The organism is Flavobacterium sp. LM4 (genome assembly GCF_002017935.1).
Taxonomy (GTDB): Bacteria; Bacteroidota; Bacteroidia; order Flavobacteriales; family Flavobacteriaceae; genus Flavobacterium; species Flavobacterium chungangense.
Genome location: NZ_MUFW01000001.1, coordinates 142,587 through 157,931 on the forward strand (window position 1 = coordinate 142,587; position 15,345 = coordinate 157,931).

Annotated in this window: 10 protein-coding genes and 3 pseudogenes; 7 read left to right on the forward strand and 6 right to left on the reverse strand. The window is 34.9% G+C overall.

The genetic code is table 11. From position 1 onward, the window contains the following. Window positions 1-107 precede the first annotated feature (107 nt). The 4 genes and pseudogenes from BXU10_RS00485 (at window position 108) to BXU10_RS00500 (ending at window position 3,342) form a co-directional block, all read left to right on the forward strand. Window positions 108-1,076 carry a helix-turn-helix transcriptional regulator gene (locus BXU10_RS00485; RefSeq protein ID WP_223255365.1) on the forward strand — a complete coding sequence of 323 codons (969 nt, stop codon included), beginning with the start codon at window positions 108-110 and terminating at the stop codon, window positions 1,074-1,076. 229 nt (window positions 1,077-1,305) lie between these two features. After that, complete coding sequence (locus BXU10_RS00490; protein ID WP_078225669.1) at window positions 1,306-1,734, forward strand: hypothetical protein; 429 nt, start codon at window positions 1,306-1,308, stop codon at window positions 1,732-1,734. A 52-nt stretch (window positions 1,735-1,786) separates the two neighbouring features. Then, window positions 1,787-1,960, forward strand: a pseudogene (locus BXU10_RS00495) (conjugal transfer protein TraD); the annotation flags it as partial. Between the two features lie 29 nt (window positions 1,961-1,989). Further along, on the forward strand, window positions 1,990-3,342 hold the full coding sequence (locus BXU10_RS00500; protein ID WP_078225670.1) for a hypothetical protein: 1,353 nt from the start codon (window positions 1,990-1,992) through the stop codon (window positions 3,340-3,342). Between the two features lie 281 nt (window positions 3,343-3,623). Here the strand turns inward: BXU10_RS00500 and BXU10_RS00505 are convergent. The 6 genes and pseudogenes from BXU10_RS00505 to BXU10_RS00530 form a co-directional block, all read right to left on the reverse strand. Further along, window positions 3,624-6,723 (reverse strand): annotated as a pseudogene (locus BXU10_RS00505) (type I restriction endonuclease subunit R). Further along, entirely contained in the window at window positions 6,710-7,867 is a 1,158-nt protein-coding gene (locus BXU10_RS00510; RefSeq protein WP_078225671.1) for an AAA family ATPase, read from the reverse strand. Before BXU10_RS00510 ends, BXU10_RS00505 begins: the two are co-directional and overlap by 14 nt. Window position 7,868: 1 nt before the next feature. Further along, window positions 7,869-9,041: a restriction endonuclease subunit S gene (locus BXU10_RS00515; protein WP_078225672.1), complete on the reverse strand. Its 1,173-nt coding sequence runs from the start codon at window positions 9,039-9,041 to the stop codon at window positions 7,869-7,871. Beyond that, window positions 9,038-10,584 (reverse strand): annotated as a pseudogene (locus BXU10_RS00520) (type I restriction-modification system subunit M). The gene BXU10_RS00515 and the pseudogene BXU10_RS00520 overlap by 4 nt, the downstream one beginning before the upstream one ends. A gap of 48 nt (window positions 10,585-10,632) precedes the next feature. Continuing rightward, window positions 10,633-11,322, reverse strand: a complete 690-nt coding sequence (locus BXU10_RS00525) for a nucleotidyl transferase AbiEii/AbiGii toxin family protein (RefSeq protein WP_078225673.1) — start codon at window positions 11,320-11,322, stop codon at window positions 10,633-10,635. Then, window positions 11,315-11,836, reverse strand: coding sequence for a hypothetical protein (locus BXU10_RS00530; protein WP_078225674.1), 522 nt, complete (start codon window positions 11,834-11,836; stop codon window positions 11,315-11,317). Before BXU10_RS00530 ends, BXU10_RS00525 begins: the two co-directional genes overlap by 8 nt. Window positions 11,837-12,114: 278 nt before the next feature. Here BXU10_RS00530 and BXU10_RS00535 point away from each other — a divergent pair, with 278 nt between their 5' ends. From BXU10_RS00535 to BXU10_RS00545, 3 genes are read left to right on the forward strand one after another with little or no spacing between them, the layout of a single operon-like run. Then, window positions 12,115-12,420: a DUF4134 domain-containing protein gene (locus tag BXU10_RS00535; RefSeq protein WP_078225675.1), complete on the forward strand. Its 306-nt coding sequence runs from the start codon at window positions 12,115-12,117 to the stop codon at window positions 12,418-12,420. Between the two features lie 11 nt (window positions 12,421-12,431). Next, the gene (locus BXU10_RS00540; protein WP_078225676.1) at window positions 12,432-12,761 is read left to right on the forward strand and encodes a DUF4133 domain-containing protein; all 330 of its coding nucleotides are present in this window, start codon (window positions 12,432-12,434) and stop codon (window positions 12,759-12,761) included. Continuing rightward, entirely contained in the window at window positions 12,758-15,262 is a 2,505-nt protein-coding gene (locus BXU10_RS00545; protein ID WP_078225677.1) for a TraG family conjugative transposon ATPase, read from the forward strand. Before BXU10_RS00540 ends, BXU10_RS00545 begins: the two co-directional genes overlap by 4 nt. Window positions 15,263-15,345 lie beyond the last annotated feature (83 nt).

Genomic DNA, 15,345 nt, shown 5'->3' on the forward strand with positions numbered 1-15,345 from the left:
ATGTTTATAAATAATTTTTTAACTTTGCGAAGTTAGTTTTAGATAAACAGAACAGCGTACGCCAAAAGGAATAAAATCTACGTAATACGGAAAAAATGAAAATACGATTGCATAGTGCAGACCTAGGAGAAATATTTTTAGAATCTAGTCATAATGGTTCAATTACTAAACAATCAGATATTGTGGAAGTAACCCATAAGAATGAATTTTTTTTTGGAAAAGGAGAATATAAAGAATTATACTTTGATGGAATACATATTGGCTACGGCAATATAGAGGTAGCCAAAACTACTATTATCCAAGTAGATACTGATATGGAAACCGTTGAGATGCATTTTGCGCTGTCAGGAAACAGTCAGTCCATTTGTAATGACACCAAAAAGAGCATAGAATTTGGTATTAATCAGCATAATATTATTTATGCTAATCAATTTAAAGGGGAAATGATATGGAGTCCTAACACAGGATTGCAAATTTTTGAAGTAAATTTACTTCCTCAATTTTTTGCAAATTTTTTACCGGAACAAGGCGTATTGTTTAAAAATTTTGCAAAAATAATTAATAAAAAAACTACAGGATTTCTCAATAAACATAATTTGAGAATAACCGTTAAAATGCATTCTGTAATAAATGAAATTATCAGTTGCAATCGAAAAGGAATATTCAAAAAAATGCTAATTCAAGCCAAAGTTATTGAATTACTCCTTTTACAATTAGAACAAATGAGTGAGCACGAATGCGAAGTATTTTGTTCTCTGAAAAAAAAGGATATAGAAAAAATGCACAATGCAAAAGAACTTATTTTAGCCAATTTAAACACTCCTTGTTCACTCATTACGCTAGCACACCAAGTTGGCACGAATGAGTTTACGCTGAAAAAAGGATTCAAAGAAGTCTTTGGAACAACGGTTTTTGGATTAATCAATGATGAAAAAATGGAACTTGCAAAAAAAATGCTCCTTGAGGAAGGTTTTGCAGTTAATCAGGTGTCCGAATTAATTGGATATAAAAACCCCCAACATTTTACTACAGCCTTCAAAAAAAAATATGGAATAGTACCTAGTGCTATAAAATAGTAGTGATTTACATAACTCAAAGAAATATATTATAAGTTTTGGTTGTAAAAAAGTACAGTTTTGAAAATTATTGTAAATCTAATAGAATGAAAAAAACGGCTCATTATAATAATGAACCGTTCTACCAACTAAAACAAAACAAATTATTAGAGCTTTTAATTTACGTATAAATAAGGGACTCCTGCCCACTATAGAAATTGCAGGGTATACTTTTTATGTTGATTTACGAATGGACAAGCTAAGACCCAAAGATGATTTCCTTTCCCAAGGCATTGTATTTTCAGATATTGAAAGCTACTATAACGGAGATAAAAGAACCTACACCATTCCTTATAATCCCAAGACACGCGAATTTCAGGAGCCTGATTATCTAAATTTAAAAGAGTTTCCCAAAGATTTAATCGCTGTGAGATTTCCCTCCGAAAGATTATTGGACAGGATTGGTTGGAACCGGAAGTATGGATTGGACATAAAGCATGGACTGGTAAAGCAAGGATTAAAATTGCAGTTTACAGCAAAGAATGTTCCGTGGAAAGAAACTTTTCTAGTCGACTTAATTAAAAGTAATCTTAGAGCAGAAAAACGGCTAAAAAAAGAGGACGAAAAACAACTGCCAATCCAGCCAAAAAAAAGTAAACAAAAAGGTAGAAAAATGTAAAGCGAAAATGCTAAACAATAAAAGTTTGACATTTTTTTTATACCCAATTTCTGTTCAGAAAGTACAGGGTACTGAATTATTCAGCCTGCTGGAAAATTCCATTGAGGGTGCTTCCCGAAAAATTGCCGAGCTTTTGGATAGCACACTTTCATTTGAAACAGAAGCGGGTTCTTCCTTTTTGCGGAATAATGATTTAGGAGATTTTGATATTGGAGCGTTTGTATAGACTTCTTTATCATTTATAAATAAGAAACTATGGAAAGAGAATTGCAGACTATCAACATAGAACCAGTAAGTTTGCTTGACTTGCGGTTGAATAAAGGCATACTGCCTACGCTTGATATTGCAGGTCATACATTCTATGTGGATTTACAAATGGACAAACTGCGACCAAAGGACGATTTTAAATCCAAAGGCATAAACTTTACTGAAATAAAAGACTACTATGACCGTGATAGACGGGCGTATGTCATTCCCTATAATCCTACTACACACGAATTTCAGCAGGACGATGTTTCTGCAATGACCGAACTGCCTAAAGATGTTATTATCGTACAGTTCCCCAATCAGTATGAATTGGATATAGTGGGATGGAATAAAAAGTACAACAATAGTTTTATTAATCAAGACGTAAAGCAAATGCACTTTGAAGCCCGCACCCTGCCGTGGGTAGATACCAATTTAATAGAACATATAAAGCGTAATGTTGCGGAACAGCTACAACCAAAAGAAGAATATATCGTCAATGAGCCAAAGGACAACTTGTACAGAATACCCACCGATACCGCAAGGGTACTTCCAACATATAAAATACACGAAACGGAATTTATCGTAGATGTCAATCAGTTGAAACTTCGGGGAAAAGACAATCCGAAAAATGTAATTTCTATATCGGATATGGATGAGAAAGCAATACAGGGTTACAAATTTTGGTACAGCCCGAAAAGCAAGAGCTTGACAACATACGCTGAACAGGGAGCAAAATTGGCAGAGATACCCGATTTTGTAAAACTTGACCCAATAGGAATGGCAAAGAAACATAACATTTCCGAAGATAAAATAGCGGAAATGGACGATTTTAAATTAATGGTTAATCAAGATGCGTTTGATAAAATTGCCTATAAAGGGATTATACCAACGATAGATATTGCAGGACACACCTTTTATATTGACTTGTTTAATGACAAATTACACCCTAAAGACGATATTTGGTCACGTGGCATCATCTTTTCCGAGCTCAAATATTATTATTCGCATAAAGACAATACCTTTACCATTCCTTACAACCAAAGAACACATACCTTTCAGGAAGTGAGCCTGAATGTTAAGGAAATTCCCGAAGACCTTATTGTTGTACAAATACCCCAGAAACGTACCCTTGACCCAATTTGGCAAAATAAGTCAGGAAACTTAAATAGTTCGGATTATCTTAAAAAAGAGGGTGTACATCTGCATTATGAAGCCAAAGTAATACCGTGGCATCAAACCCGCTTTGCCGAAACTATCAAAAGAAATAATAGTCAGCAGGTAAAAGCAGAGCAAAAACCGTCCATTAGTCCAATGCCAAAAGAAAGTACAGTAAATAAAAGAAAAGGTCGCAGAATTTAAATCCAATATCCTAAATAAATAGTTAAGCTATTGCGCAGTTGCCTTTGCACTGAAACGGAAGCTAGTTCTTTCACTTTGCGGAAAAATTATTTGGAAGGGTTTGATATTGGGGAGTTTGTGTTAACTACCCAATATCATTTTTTGGTTCTACCCATCTTTCAAAATCAAATAGCCTTCTAAGTGTAACTGTAAACATTCTATCAATATTAAATTCTAGAGGAATCCAAAATGCTTGATAGAATGCTTGTTTTATCCAGATTTTCAAAGTACAATGAAGTTTTTTATATTTGGCCACCAACACCTTTAAACTTCTCAACAAATGATGCGATTTTTTGAAAAACACTCTGTTTTTTACTCAAATATTGAGGATTTAAAGGACTCATTTTAGGTAAAATGGTATTGAGTTCTGTTCCGTTTTCATTAGCAAATTCACGCTTTAGAGATGCAGAAATATATCGTTTTGCTGCTTCCTCATTTAAATTCTCCTCTGTAATTAATTCTGAAGCCTCTTTATTCTGTTTTTCTTGCGCATATTTGAAAAATGAATCTATAACATTCGCTTTATCTTGAATGGTTTCAAGGTCTGTTTCATTTATAAAATCTACAACTAAACTCTCTTTTGCTCTGTTACCTATACTCGCTCGAATAACCCTACGAACTTCTTCAATCAAAATGGCTTTATCTTTGGTCTTTTTGTTATGCTCAAAAATCAATTCAAGAATATAATCAAGGTTTATTTCTTGAGATTTAAGCAGGTCTATTTCAAAGACAACATCATCCCAATCAATATTTGATTCTTCTGATTCTTTGCCATTTTTTTCACGTCTTAACCAATCACGTATATCATTATAAGTTGAGCGATAATCTTGAATTGTTCGTTCTGGAAGCAAGTGTATCTCTCGCATCGCAGTTATTTCTTCGTCTGTTACATAGTAAGCTTCTTTAAATGCTTCAATGGATTCAGTGTCGTTTATATCTATTGTTTGAAGTGCTTTAAGATTGGTAAACTCAATTCTGTAGGATGTTTTCAACTCGCAAGTACTCTCCAAATAGTTTTGAGAACTCTTTTTTATCCTTTTCTGTTACTATTTCATCGGGATTTGAGAACTTTTCATTTAGCTCCTGTACGACATCTACAAAACCTCTGCGTGCTTCTCCTGTGGTAATATCTGTAAAGCCTTCTAAAAATTCTTTGTAGCTCTTTTCGAGTACAACATTTTTAGTGTTTTTGTCTCCAAATAACGTTATGGCATTAACAGTAGCTGTTTCTAAATCTCTAAAAGTAATAATATTTCCAAAGGTTTTTGTAGCATCATAAATACGGTTGGTACGAGAAAAAGCTTGCATTAAACCATGATAACGCAAGTTCTTATCTACAAATAAGGTATTAAGTGTTGGAGCATCAAATCCAGTAAGGAACATACCCACTACAATGATAAGGTCAATTTCTTTATTCTTTACACGTTTTGCTAGGTCACGATAATAGTTTTGGAACTCTTTACTTTCGACTCCAAAACTAGTTTTGAACATTGCATTATAGTCTTTTATTGCTTCAGTTAAAAATTCTTTAGCACTACTATCCATTGCAGAAGGTTCAAAGTTTTCATCTACTATTTCACCAATGGCACTCTGTTCTTCGTTTGCAGCATAGGAGAATATTGTTGCAATTCTTAAAGGCTTTTCATTATCTTTTTGCTGGTTGTTTAATTCCTCATAATAACATTTAGCAGCATCCACACTACTTACTGCAAACATGGCGTTAAACCCTTTGTTCCCTCCTTGATTTCTGTGTGTTTTTATTCTAAAATTCTTTATAATATATTGTGAAATTTCTTTGATACGTACTGGATGTAAAAATGCTTTTTTGTTTTCAGCAGCCGTTAACTTTTTCTCATCAATTTCTGTTTCTATACTCTTAAACTGTGCTCGTACATCATTGTAATCTACTTTGAATTTAAGCACTTTTTCATCTCTAATAGCATCTGTTATTACATAAGAATGTAATTCACGACCAAATACACTTGCTGTTGTTTCTGCACCTAAAGCATTTTCAGGAAAGATTGGAGTACCTGTAAAACCAAATTGATAGAACTTTTTAAATTTTTTGTTCAGATTCTTTTGGGCCTCACCAAATTGAGAACGGTGAGCTTCATCAAAAATGAATACCACTTGCTTTTGATAAATAGCTAAATCATTCTCGCTTTTCATTAGATGGTTTAGCTTCTGAATGGTTGTGACAATTATCTTATTGTCCTCTTTTTCAATATTTCTCTTCAAACCTGCGGTACTGTCGGAACCGTTTACGCTATCTGGCGAAAATCTTTGGTATTCTTTCATTGTTTGAAAGTCCAAATCTTTACGATCTACTACAAAGAAAACTTTGTCAATGAATTCTAAATCAGTAGCTAAGCGAGCCGCTTTAAAACTGGTAAGTGTTTTACCCGAACCTGTGGTGTGCCAAATATAACCACCACTTTCGACTTTCGACCACTTTTTGGCTTGGTATGAACTTGAAATTTTCCATAGCATTCTTTCAGTTGCTGCAATTTGATAAGGTCTCATGATAAGTAATGTATCACTTGTATCAAAAACCGAATACGTGAGCAACACATTTAATAAAGTGTTTTTTTGAAAAAAGGTTGTTGTAAAATCTTTAAGATCTTTAATCAATGTATTATCGGCTTTTGCCCAGTTCATAGTAAAGTCAAAGCTGTTTTTATTACGCTCCACGGTGTTTGCAAAATAACGGCTATCAGTTCCATTTGTAATAACAAAAATCTGTAAGTATTTATATAGCGAGTTGCTGCTATTAAAACTCTCTTTAGAATAACGATGTAATTGATTAAAAGCTTCGCGAATAGCAACGCCTCGTTTTTTAATTTCTACCTGTACCAATGGTAAGCCGTTGACTAAAATGGTAACATCATAGCGATTGGAATGGGTTCCTTTTTGTTGAAATTGTGAGATGACCTGAACCTTATTACGAGCAACATTTTTTTTGTCAACTAAGTAAATGTTTTGAATATGTCCGTCATCAAAAACAAAATCGTAGATGTAATTGTCATGAATTTTTCTTGTTTTTTCGACCAAATTATCACTTGGCTTATCTAAATATTCCTCCAAAAAACGAGACCATTCACTATCAGAAAACTCCATGTTGTTAAGCGCTTGCAATTGTACTCTTACATTTGCCAACATGGATTCAATAGTAGTCAGATTAGGATTTTCATACCCTTGATTGATTAAATCTTGAATAAATTCTTTCTCAAGAGCGGTCTCTGTTTGGTAAACAGCTGGAGTTTCATTTACCTCTAAATATTTTGTGTATGCGTCTAAAACAATAAAATTGTTCGATTCTGCTATGGTTTTATACTGTGTCATTTTCTGTTACAATTGGGATAATAGTTGATTTAAAACTGTACATTCTTTTTATTTCTTGCACTAAGAAGCCAAGAACTCTCTTATCATTTTCATCAACAATTGAAATTTCTTCACCATGATGTTTTGAATGGCTAGAAAGATTAAGTATACGATCATAATATGCTTGGCGTGAATCTTGTGGCAAAAGCTCTTCCCATTTATTGTAACCTAGAAAAGTGGATGTCTTTTCTAGTATGTTACGAAGAAAATTAAAATGATATTTTTGGATATTAACTGGTGGTTGTATGGCTTTTTCTAGTTCTGACAATAGAAACAGATGATACGAGAATGGAGAGTCACTCAATTGCTCAACTATTGAAAAAGTACCATCATCCATTTTTTCTAAACGCCACTTCATAGTTTTTTTTACTCTATTAAATTCATTGTATAAAACATTATAGAAAAGTGGATTGTGTGTAGTTATGATGAACTTCAATTCCGACGTACTGGACTTAATTTGTTTAGCAATATTTACAGCCAATTCAATCAAATGCGCATCATCTAAAGAGCTAACCGGGTCATCAATAAAGATATATTCTAAATTATTAAAAGCTGGTGTACTACGCTCCTCTGGTTCAGGAATATTCAATATTCCAATAACTTCTTCCAATAAACTATAAAATACACACCAAATAAAATTACTTTCTTCTCCCTTTGATATTTTTATATTTTCAAGACTGTCGTCACCTCCACGCTCCATAGAAAAGGTAACTTCTGAAAAGTCTTCACTGAATTTTGGTGTTATAAATGGACTAGTATAATGCTGAAAATTGGAAACTATGTTACCATCTTGACCTTGTTCTTTAAGAAAATTGAGTGCTAAATTTGTGAAACCATTTGGTCGAATTGTAAGTTTTCTATTTAAATCAGCATCCAAGTCATTATCCCAGGAGAATAGGTCTTCTGTGAACGCATTATAATAAAGCACTTTAATTCCTGTCTCCTCTTCTAACTCCTCATCACCTTCAATATCTTTCGGTGCTACCAAAAGTCTAAACTCACGTGATAACCGTGTTTTTCCTGTGCCATTAAAAGCATAAATTAATTGCACTCTTTTATTAGCATCGATAAGAGATTGTGCTATTTGAGTTAATGATTGTGCCATATTATTCTACTAAATTATCTTTTGGGAATGTTAACAACAAATCTCTATAATACTCATATTGTTTTTTTCTTAATGCTATTTCTTTTGGCAAACCTTCGCTGATAGAATTAGTTAAAATGTCAAATTTGTCTAGTATGGAAACTATTTTTTCTTGTTCTTCTGGAGATGGATATGGGATAGCAAAATTATTTAACTGTTCTAAATTCAGATTTGGTTGTGCAGAACCTTTTATATTTAGTTCTATATACCTTGTCATATGACTAGATTTTATCAGATGATATATATATTTTAAATTAACATCATCATTCAATCTAATTATTGCTAAAGCTTGATTTGTATTTGCAGGCAAAATCTCTTTTGGAACAATCGTACATTTGCCTATTGTTGCTCCTGCAATTGTTATCAATATATCATTATGTTTTAAAATTGACCTTTTCAATTCTTTATTATGTGTATCTTCATCAATGAATGATAATTTTTTAGAGTTAATATTTGAACCATCGAATGCTTCTGTTTTTATGAAAGCGATTCCAGTTTCAGTATATTTTCTTGGTGTTGTGCCTTTTGTTATCAATGAGGTCAATTTCCCCAAACTTTTCCATTCCACTTCTCCCTTTTCAAAACTCAACAATTGCTCTCTGTAAAATTGGTATTGTTTTTGACGCGCTGTAAGCTCCGAAAAGGTATCGAGAATTGCAACTATTTTTCGTTGAATTTCAAGAGATTTTTTAGGATTATCCGGGCATGGAATTGGGATTAATTTATTTGCATAATTACTAATCCATTGTCTTTTGTGGTCACCATCAACTAATTCACTAGGTAAGGTATTCATCCAATAGTAAATATATTTTAATGATGCTTTAGATTCATCTTTAGATGTAATCATCTTCATTGCCGATGACTTTGCTTTAAAATCAAAATCAACCCATTTATTGGCTGTAGTAAAATCATCAAAAATTATAACAGGGTTTTCTGATGCTTTATTAATACCATCAGTTTCGTCTGTATATCCGAGAATAAAAGTTTTACCAGCTGTCAAAACTGGAGTTTTAAAATTATCACTATAATTTTTTGAATTTACTAAATATCTAGTCGGCTGCTCATAATCAGCAAACTCTTCCAGTGGTTTCCATTCCACTGTAATACCGTTTAATAGTTTTTCTAAATAACTCATGCTTCAATATCATTTATAATTGCATCTATCTCAGCACGAAGTTTATCTATTTTTTTTACTGTTTTGGCAACTTCTTTGTTCAACTCCACTATGTTAGTTTTTTCTCGTATGTTTTTCGGTTCTACATAGGAACTTACAGATAAATTATAATCGTTTTCAGCAATTTTAGTATTGTCAATAGATTTTGCAACATGCTCTACATTAACTTTACTATCAAATAAGGCCATTATTTTTTCAATATGTGCATCTGTCATCATATTGTTGTTGGTCACCTTCTTGAAGAAATCTTCGCCACTTGCATCAATAAATTGTGTTGTATTATCTGTCTTATGTTTTGAAAGTACCAGAATTGTTACCGCTATAGAAGTTCCATAAAACAAATTGGGTGCTACTGAGATTATGGTTTCTACAAAGTTATTATCCACTAAGTACTTTCTAATTTTTTGTTCGGCACCACCACGATAAAAAATACCTGGAAAACAAACTAAGGCTGCACGTCCTTTACCGGAAAGATAACTAAGAGCATGAAGGACAAATGCAAAATCTGCTTTTGATTTAGGAGCTAGTACACCAGCAGGTGCAAAACGGTCATCATTTATAAGTGTTGGATCATCATCTCCAACCCATTTTACCGAATAAGGCGGATTTGAAACAATGGCATCAAAAGGTTTGTCATCAATAAAGTGAGGATGATGAAGCGTATCTCCTAAAGCTATATTAAACTTGTCGTAATTGATGTTGTGTAAAAACATATTCATACGAGCCAAGTTATACGTAGTATGGTTTATTTCTTGACCAAAAAATCCCTCTTCAATGATATGCCATCGAAATGCTTTTTTGCTTGAAGCAGTAAAGAACCTGAACCCGCCGCAGGATCATAAATTTTATTTACTTTTTCTTGTTTGTGCATTGCCAATTGAGCAATAAGTTTAGACACATGCACAGGTGTAAAAAACTCACCGCCAGATTTTCCTGCATTGGCTGCATAATTGCCAATAAGAAATTCATAAGCATCACCAAAAAGGTCAATTTCGTTGTCTTCAAAATTACCAAAATTTAATTCCTCAACACCTTTCAAAACAGAAGCTAAACGGCTGTTTTTACTTTCAACGGTATTACCTAATCTTGAACTAGTGGTGTCAAAATCGGCGAATAATCCTTTTATATCTTCTTCTGATGGATACCCATTTGCAGAACTTTCGATTGAAGTGAAAATAGTTTTTAAATCTGTATTCAGGTTTGGATTTGTATTGGCAGTTTTAGCAATATTTACAAAAAGTTGGCTAGGATAGATAAAATATCCTTTTGATTTTATTGCATCATCTTTTATTTCTGGTGTTATTACCTCGTCTAATAAATTTAGATAGTCAACGCTATCATCTCCACCTTCTATATATTTTGTGAAATTTTCGCTAATAAATCTATAGAAAAGTGCTCCCAACACAAAGTGCTTGAAATCCCATCCATCAACAGATCCTCTTACTTCATTGGCAATTTTCCAAATTTTAGCTTGTAATTCAGCTCTTTGTATTATACTTGTCATTGTTTTTATTTTTGTAAATCTTTATTTTTAAGTATTCTTTATTAACTTTCAACGTGTAATTATTTCTATTTTCTCCATTAACATTTGAAATCGTTCCTCTCTAATTAACGGATGGATGTGCATGGCTAAAATTTCGTTTGCTTGTGGATGGTTTTTAATAGTTGTAAGTTCTTGCTTTATGTATTGTTTCAAATCCTCTTCGCTTGCGAGGATTTCTTCGACTATTGTTGTTCTATTGTCAATCAAATAAATGATGTCTTCGTAGTCGTGGCTTCCGTAAAAGTCATTTTGTCCTCGGTCTTTAAATGCTTCTAATTTGGTAGCCAGAAAATAAGGGGATGGTAATACGTTGATCTTAATTCCTTCGGGCAATTCTATTTGTTGCAGGTGTTTGAATCCAGGTTTGTACCATTTATTGGATATACCAATGCTACTATCGTCAGCAGGCATAATGTCTATGGCGATATTTTCAAACTGATACGAACATATAGATTGTCCTTGAGGATCTGGATAAAAATTAAGTTCAGCTAATCGTTCTTGCATTCGTGTCCATTCATAATAATTCGCTAAATTAATGGTCATGTCTATGTCAGAAGTTGGACGAATTTCTTCAGCAGCTGGATCATCAGTATATAAACTAATTACTGCTCCTCCAATGAAGACCATCTTTTCATTTAATTCCTTTAAACCTTTCGCTACTTGAGCAACTAATGCTAGATTGATTATTTTATTATACATGCAGTATTCTTTTTTCTAATTCTCTTTTTGCCATTTCTTTTTCTCTTACTCTTCCCACTCTAATAGCATCAACTAAAGTTAACAATTCGTATAAATCGTTGTCTTTTAATGAAGCTGCTACGAGCGTAGGGTATAAAGGTTCTATTGCTTGACCACGGTCAAATCCTTTTGCATAAGGCCAAACATATTTATCAGTTGCTTGAATTATTTTATTTAAAGGCTCTGCTGAATGAGCTGTTAGCATTCCTCTAACTAATGCCCCAGGTTGTTGCGGAAAAGCATAGGCTACACCATGAATTAAAAATTCGTTAAAAGCAATTTTGTTCACTTTTTTTCTGGCATCATCAATTAGTCCTGCATATTTGGAACGATTTAAAGACTGGCTTACTTCCGATTGACTCATGCCTAATTCCTGAGCAATAGTATGGTGAAACCAAGATTTTTCACCTAGTGCAATTATTTTTAACAGAATTACAATGTCTTGCGGTTTAAGATTGTTTTTTGCTTGTGTCATTCTAATATTTCATATTGCGATATGCAATATTAACTATAAAATATAGAATAAGCAAATTTTTTAAATCCCTTATATTGCATATTGCGATTTTCGATATACAAATATTTGGTTGCTGAATTTTAGTGATTATTATAATCCTAAAGTAAAATATAACGCCACTAACCGCCAAACAATTCCTTTGACTGCCACTTTGTTATAACTCCTCAATTTCCATAACACCTTTGTCTCAAAATCCCGCAAAGTGCGGAAAAACAGTAACAAATTAATGTGTTTCAATTATGGAAAAACAGAGAAAAAAAGTTTTGCTGGTAGCCGTGGCAATACTGTCAGGAATTGGTGCGTTCGCACAGGGAAACGGTACCGCGGGTATCAACGAGGCTACCCAAATGGTAACGTCTTATTTCGACCCAGCAACCCAATTAATTTACGCCATCGGTGCGGTGGTCGGGTTAATCGGAGGAGTTAAAGTGTACAACAAATTCAGTTCGGGCGACCCCGATACAAGCAAAACAGCGGCATCGTGGTTCGGTGCGTGTATCTTCTTGATCGTTGCGGCGACTGTTCTACGTTCATTCTTCCTTTAATCTTTTGCCTTATGAATTACAATATCAACAAAGGCATAGGAAGAACAGTTGAATTTAAAGGACTGAAAGCACAATACCTGTTCATCTTCGCTGGCGGATTGCTCGGAACGCTAATTCTCGTGATGATACTGTATATGGCTGGCGTAAACTCTTACGTCTGCCTATTCATCGGTGCGGGCGGTGCAACGCTGATCGTATGGCAGACCTTTTCACTGAACAAAAAGTACGGTGAACACGGACTAATGAAAATCGGGGCAGGAAAAAAACATCCCCGATACATCATTTGTCGCAAGCCTGTACACCGCTATCTAAAATTCACTCCAAAATCGAATGCTCTATGAGAAACGTATCAAAGACAACAACGCTGGAAAACAAATTTCCTTTGTTGGCAGTAGAAAACAACTGCATCCTTTCCAAAGATGCCGATATTACCGCCTGCTTTGAAGTTCGTTTACCGGAACTGTTTACGGTAGCTTCTGCAGAATATGAAGCCATTCATTCCGCTTGGCACAAGGCTCTTAAAACTTTGCCCGATTTTACGGTTGTTCACAAACAGGATTGGTATATCAAAGAAAACTACGCTCCCGATTTGGCAAAGGAAGACCAAAGTTTTTTGGCTAAATCCTACCAACACCATTTTAATGAGCGAGCGTTTCTAAACCATTATTGTTACCTATTCCTGACCAAGAGCACTAAGGAAAAAATGCGGATGCAAAGCAACTTCAGTTCGCTTTGCAAAGGTACATTGATACCAAAGGAAATCAGGGATAAGGAAACGATACACCGCTTTATGGAAGCAGTTGCACAATTTGAGAGGATTGTGAATGATAGCGGTTTTGTAAGCCTGAAACGATTGACGGAAGATGAAATCATCGGTACGGATGAAAAACAGGGATTATTGGAACAATACTTTACATTGTCGAGGGAAGCAGGAACACCGATGCAGGACATCGCTTTGGGAAGTGAAGAAGTCCGCATCGGAAACAAAAGGTTGAGCCTGCACACCTTGTCCGATACGGACGACCTGCCCGGAACGGTATCCGCTGATACCCGTTTTGAAAAACTATCTACTGACCGGAGCGACTGCCGTTTGTCGTTTGCCTCACCTGTTGGATTGCTGTTGAGCTGTAATTACATTTACAACCAATATTTATTCTTAGATAACAGTGAAGCCAATCTCCAAAAGTTTGAGAAGTCCGCAAGGAATATGCACTCTTTAGCAAGGTATAGCAGGGCAAACCAAATCAACAAAGAGTGGATAGAAAAATACCTGAACGAAGCACATTCGTTCGGTCTTTCTTCCATAAGGGCACACTTCAACATTATGGCTTGGTCGGAAGACCCGACAGAACTGAAACAGTTGAAGAACGATTGTGGTAGTGCATTGGCACTAATGGAATGTAAGCCCAGACACAACACTACGGATGTAGCCACTTTGTATTGGGCAGGAATGCCAGGCAATGCTGGTGATTTTCCGAGTGAGGAAAGTTTTTACACTTTTATCGAGCCTGCTTTGTGTTTTTTCACAGAAGAAACCAATTACCACAATTCGCCTTCGCCATTTGGTATCAAGATGGCAGACCGCCTGACAGGGAAGCCTATCCATTTGGACATATCGGATTTGCCAATGAAGCGTGGGATTATCACGAACCGCAACAAGTTTATACTCGGTCCTTCTGGAAGCGGAAAATCGTTCTTCACAAACCACATGGTTAGGCAGTATTACGAACAAGGTGCTCACGTACTACTCGTAGATACGGGTGATTCCTATCAGGGCTTATGTGAACTCATCAAAGGAAAAACCAAAGGCGAAGACGGTGTGTACTTCACTTATACAGAAGACAACCCCATTGCCTTTAATCCTTTCTATACCGATGACGGCGTGTTTGATATTGAGAAGCGTGAAAGTGTCAAGACTTTGATACTGACCTTATGGAAACGTGATGATGAACCACCAACTCGTTCAGAAGAAGTAGCGTTGTCCAATGCCGTAAGCGGTTACATCGACCGTATTAAACAGCACAGCGAATTTCCTTCCTTCAATGGCTTTTATGAATATGTAAAAGGAGATTACCGCAAGGTATTGGAAGAAAAACAAGTTCGTGAAAAAGACTTTGACATTGCCAATTTCCTTAATGTATTGGAACCCTATTACAAAGGTGGTGAGTATGATTATCTGCTCAATTCCGATAAGCAGTTAGACCTGCTTTCCAAACGCTTTATCGTGTTTGAGATTGATGCGATTAAAGACCATAAAATCCTTTTTCCCATCGTGACCATCATCATTATGGAAGTATTCATTAACAAGATGAGAAGATTAAAAGGGATCCGTAAACTCATACTAATTGAGGAAGCGTGGAAAGCCATTGCCAAAGAAGGTATGGCAGAATACATAAAATATTTGTTTAAAACCGTCAGAAAATTTTTTGGTGAAGCTATTGTCGTAACGCAGGAAGTGGATGATATTATTCAGTCGCCCATTGTCAAAGAAAGTATCATAAACAATTCTGACTGCAAAATTTTGCTTGACCAACGCAAGTATATGAACAAATTCGATGACATACAGGCAATGTTGGGGCTTACTGATAAAGAGAAAGGGCAGGTACTTTCCATCAATATGAACAACGATGCAAGCCGACTCTACAAAGAGGTTTGGATAGGTTTAGGAGGTACGCATTCGGCAGTTTATGCCACCGAAGTTAGTTTGGAGGAATATCTCGCATACACCACCGAAGAAACCGAAAAACTGGAAGTGATGCAATTAGCTTCAGAATTGGACGGCAACGTAGAACTCGCCATTAAGCATATCGCAATGGAAAGGCGGGACAAAGCAAATCAATAGTCATTAACATTTTAAAATTCAAGAAAATGAAATCAAAGATTCACGAACACAAAAATCAAATAAAGATGAATGTGAGTAAAAAA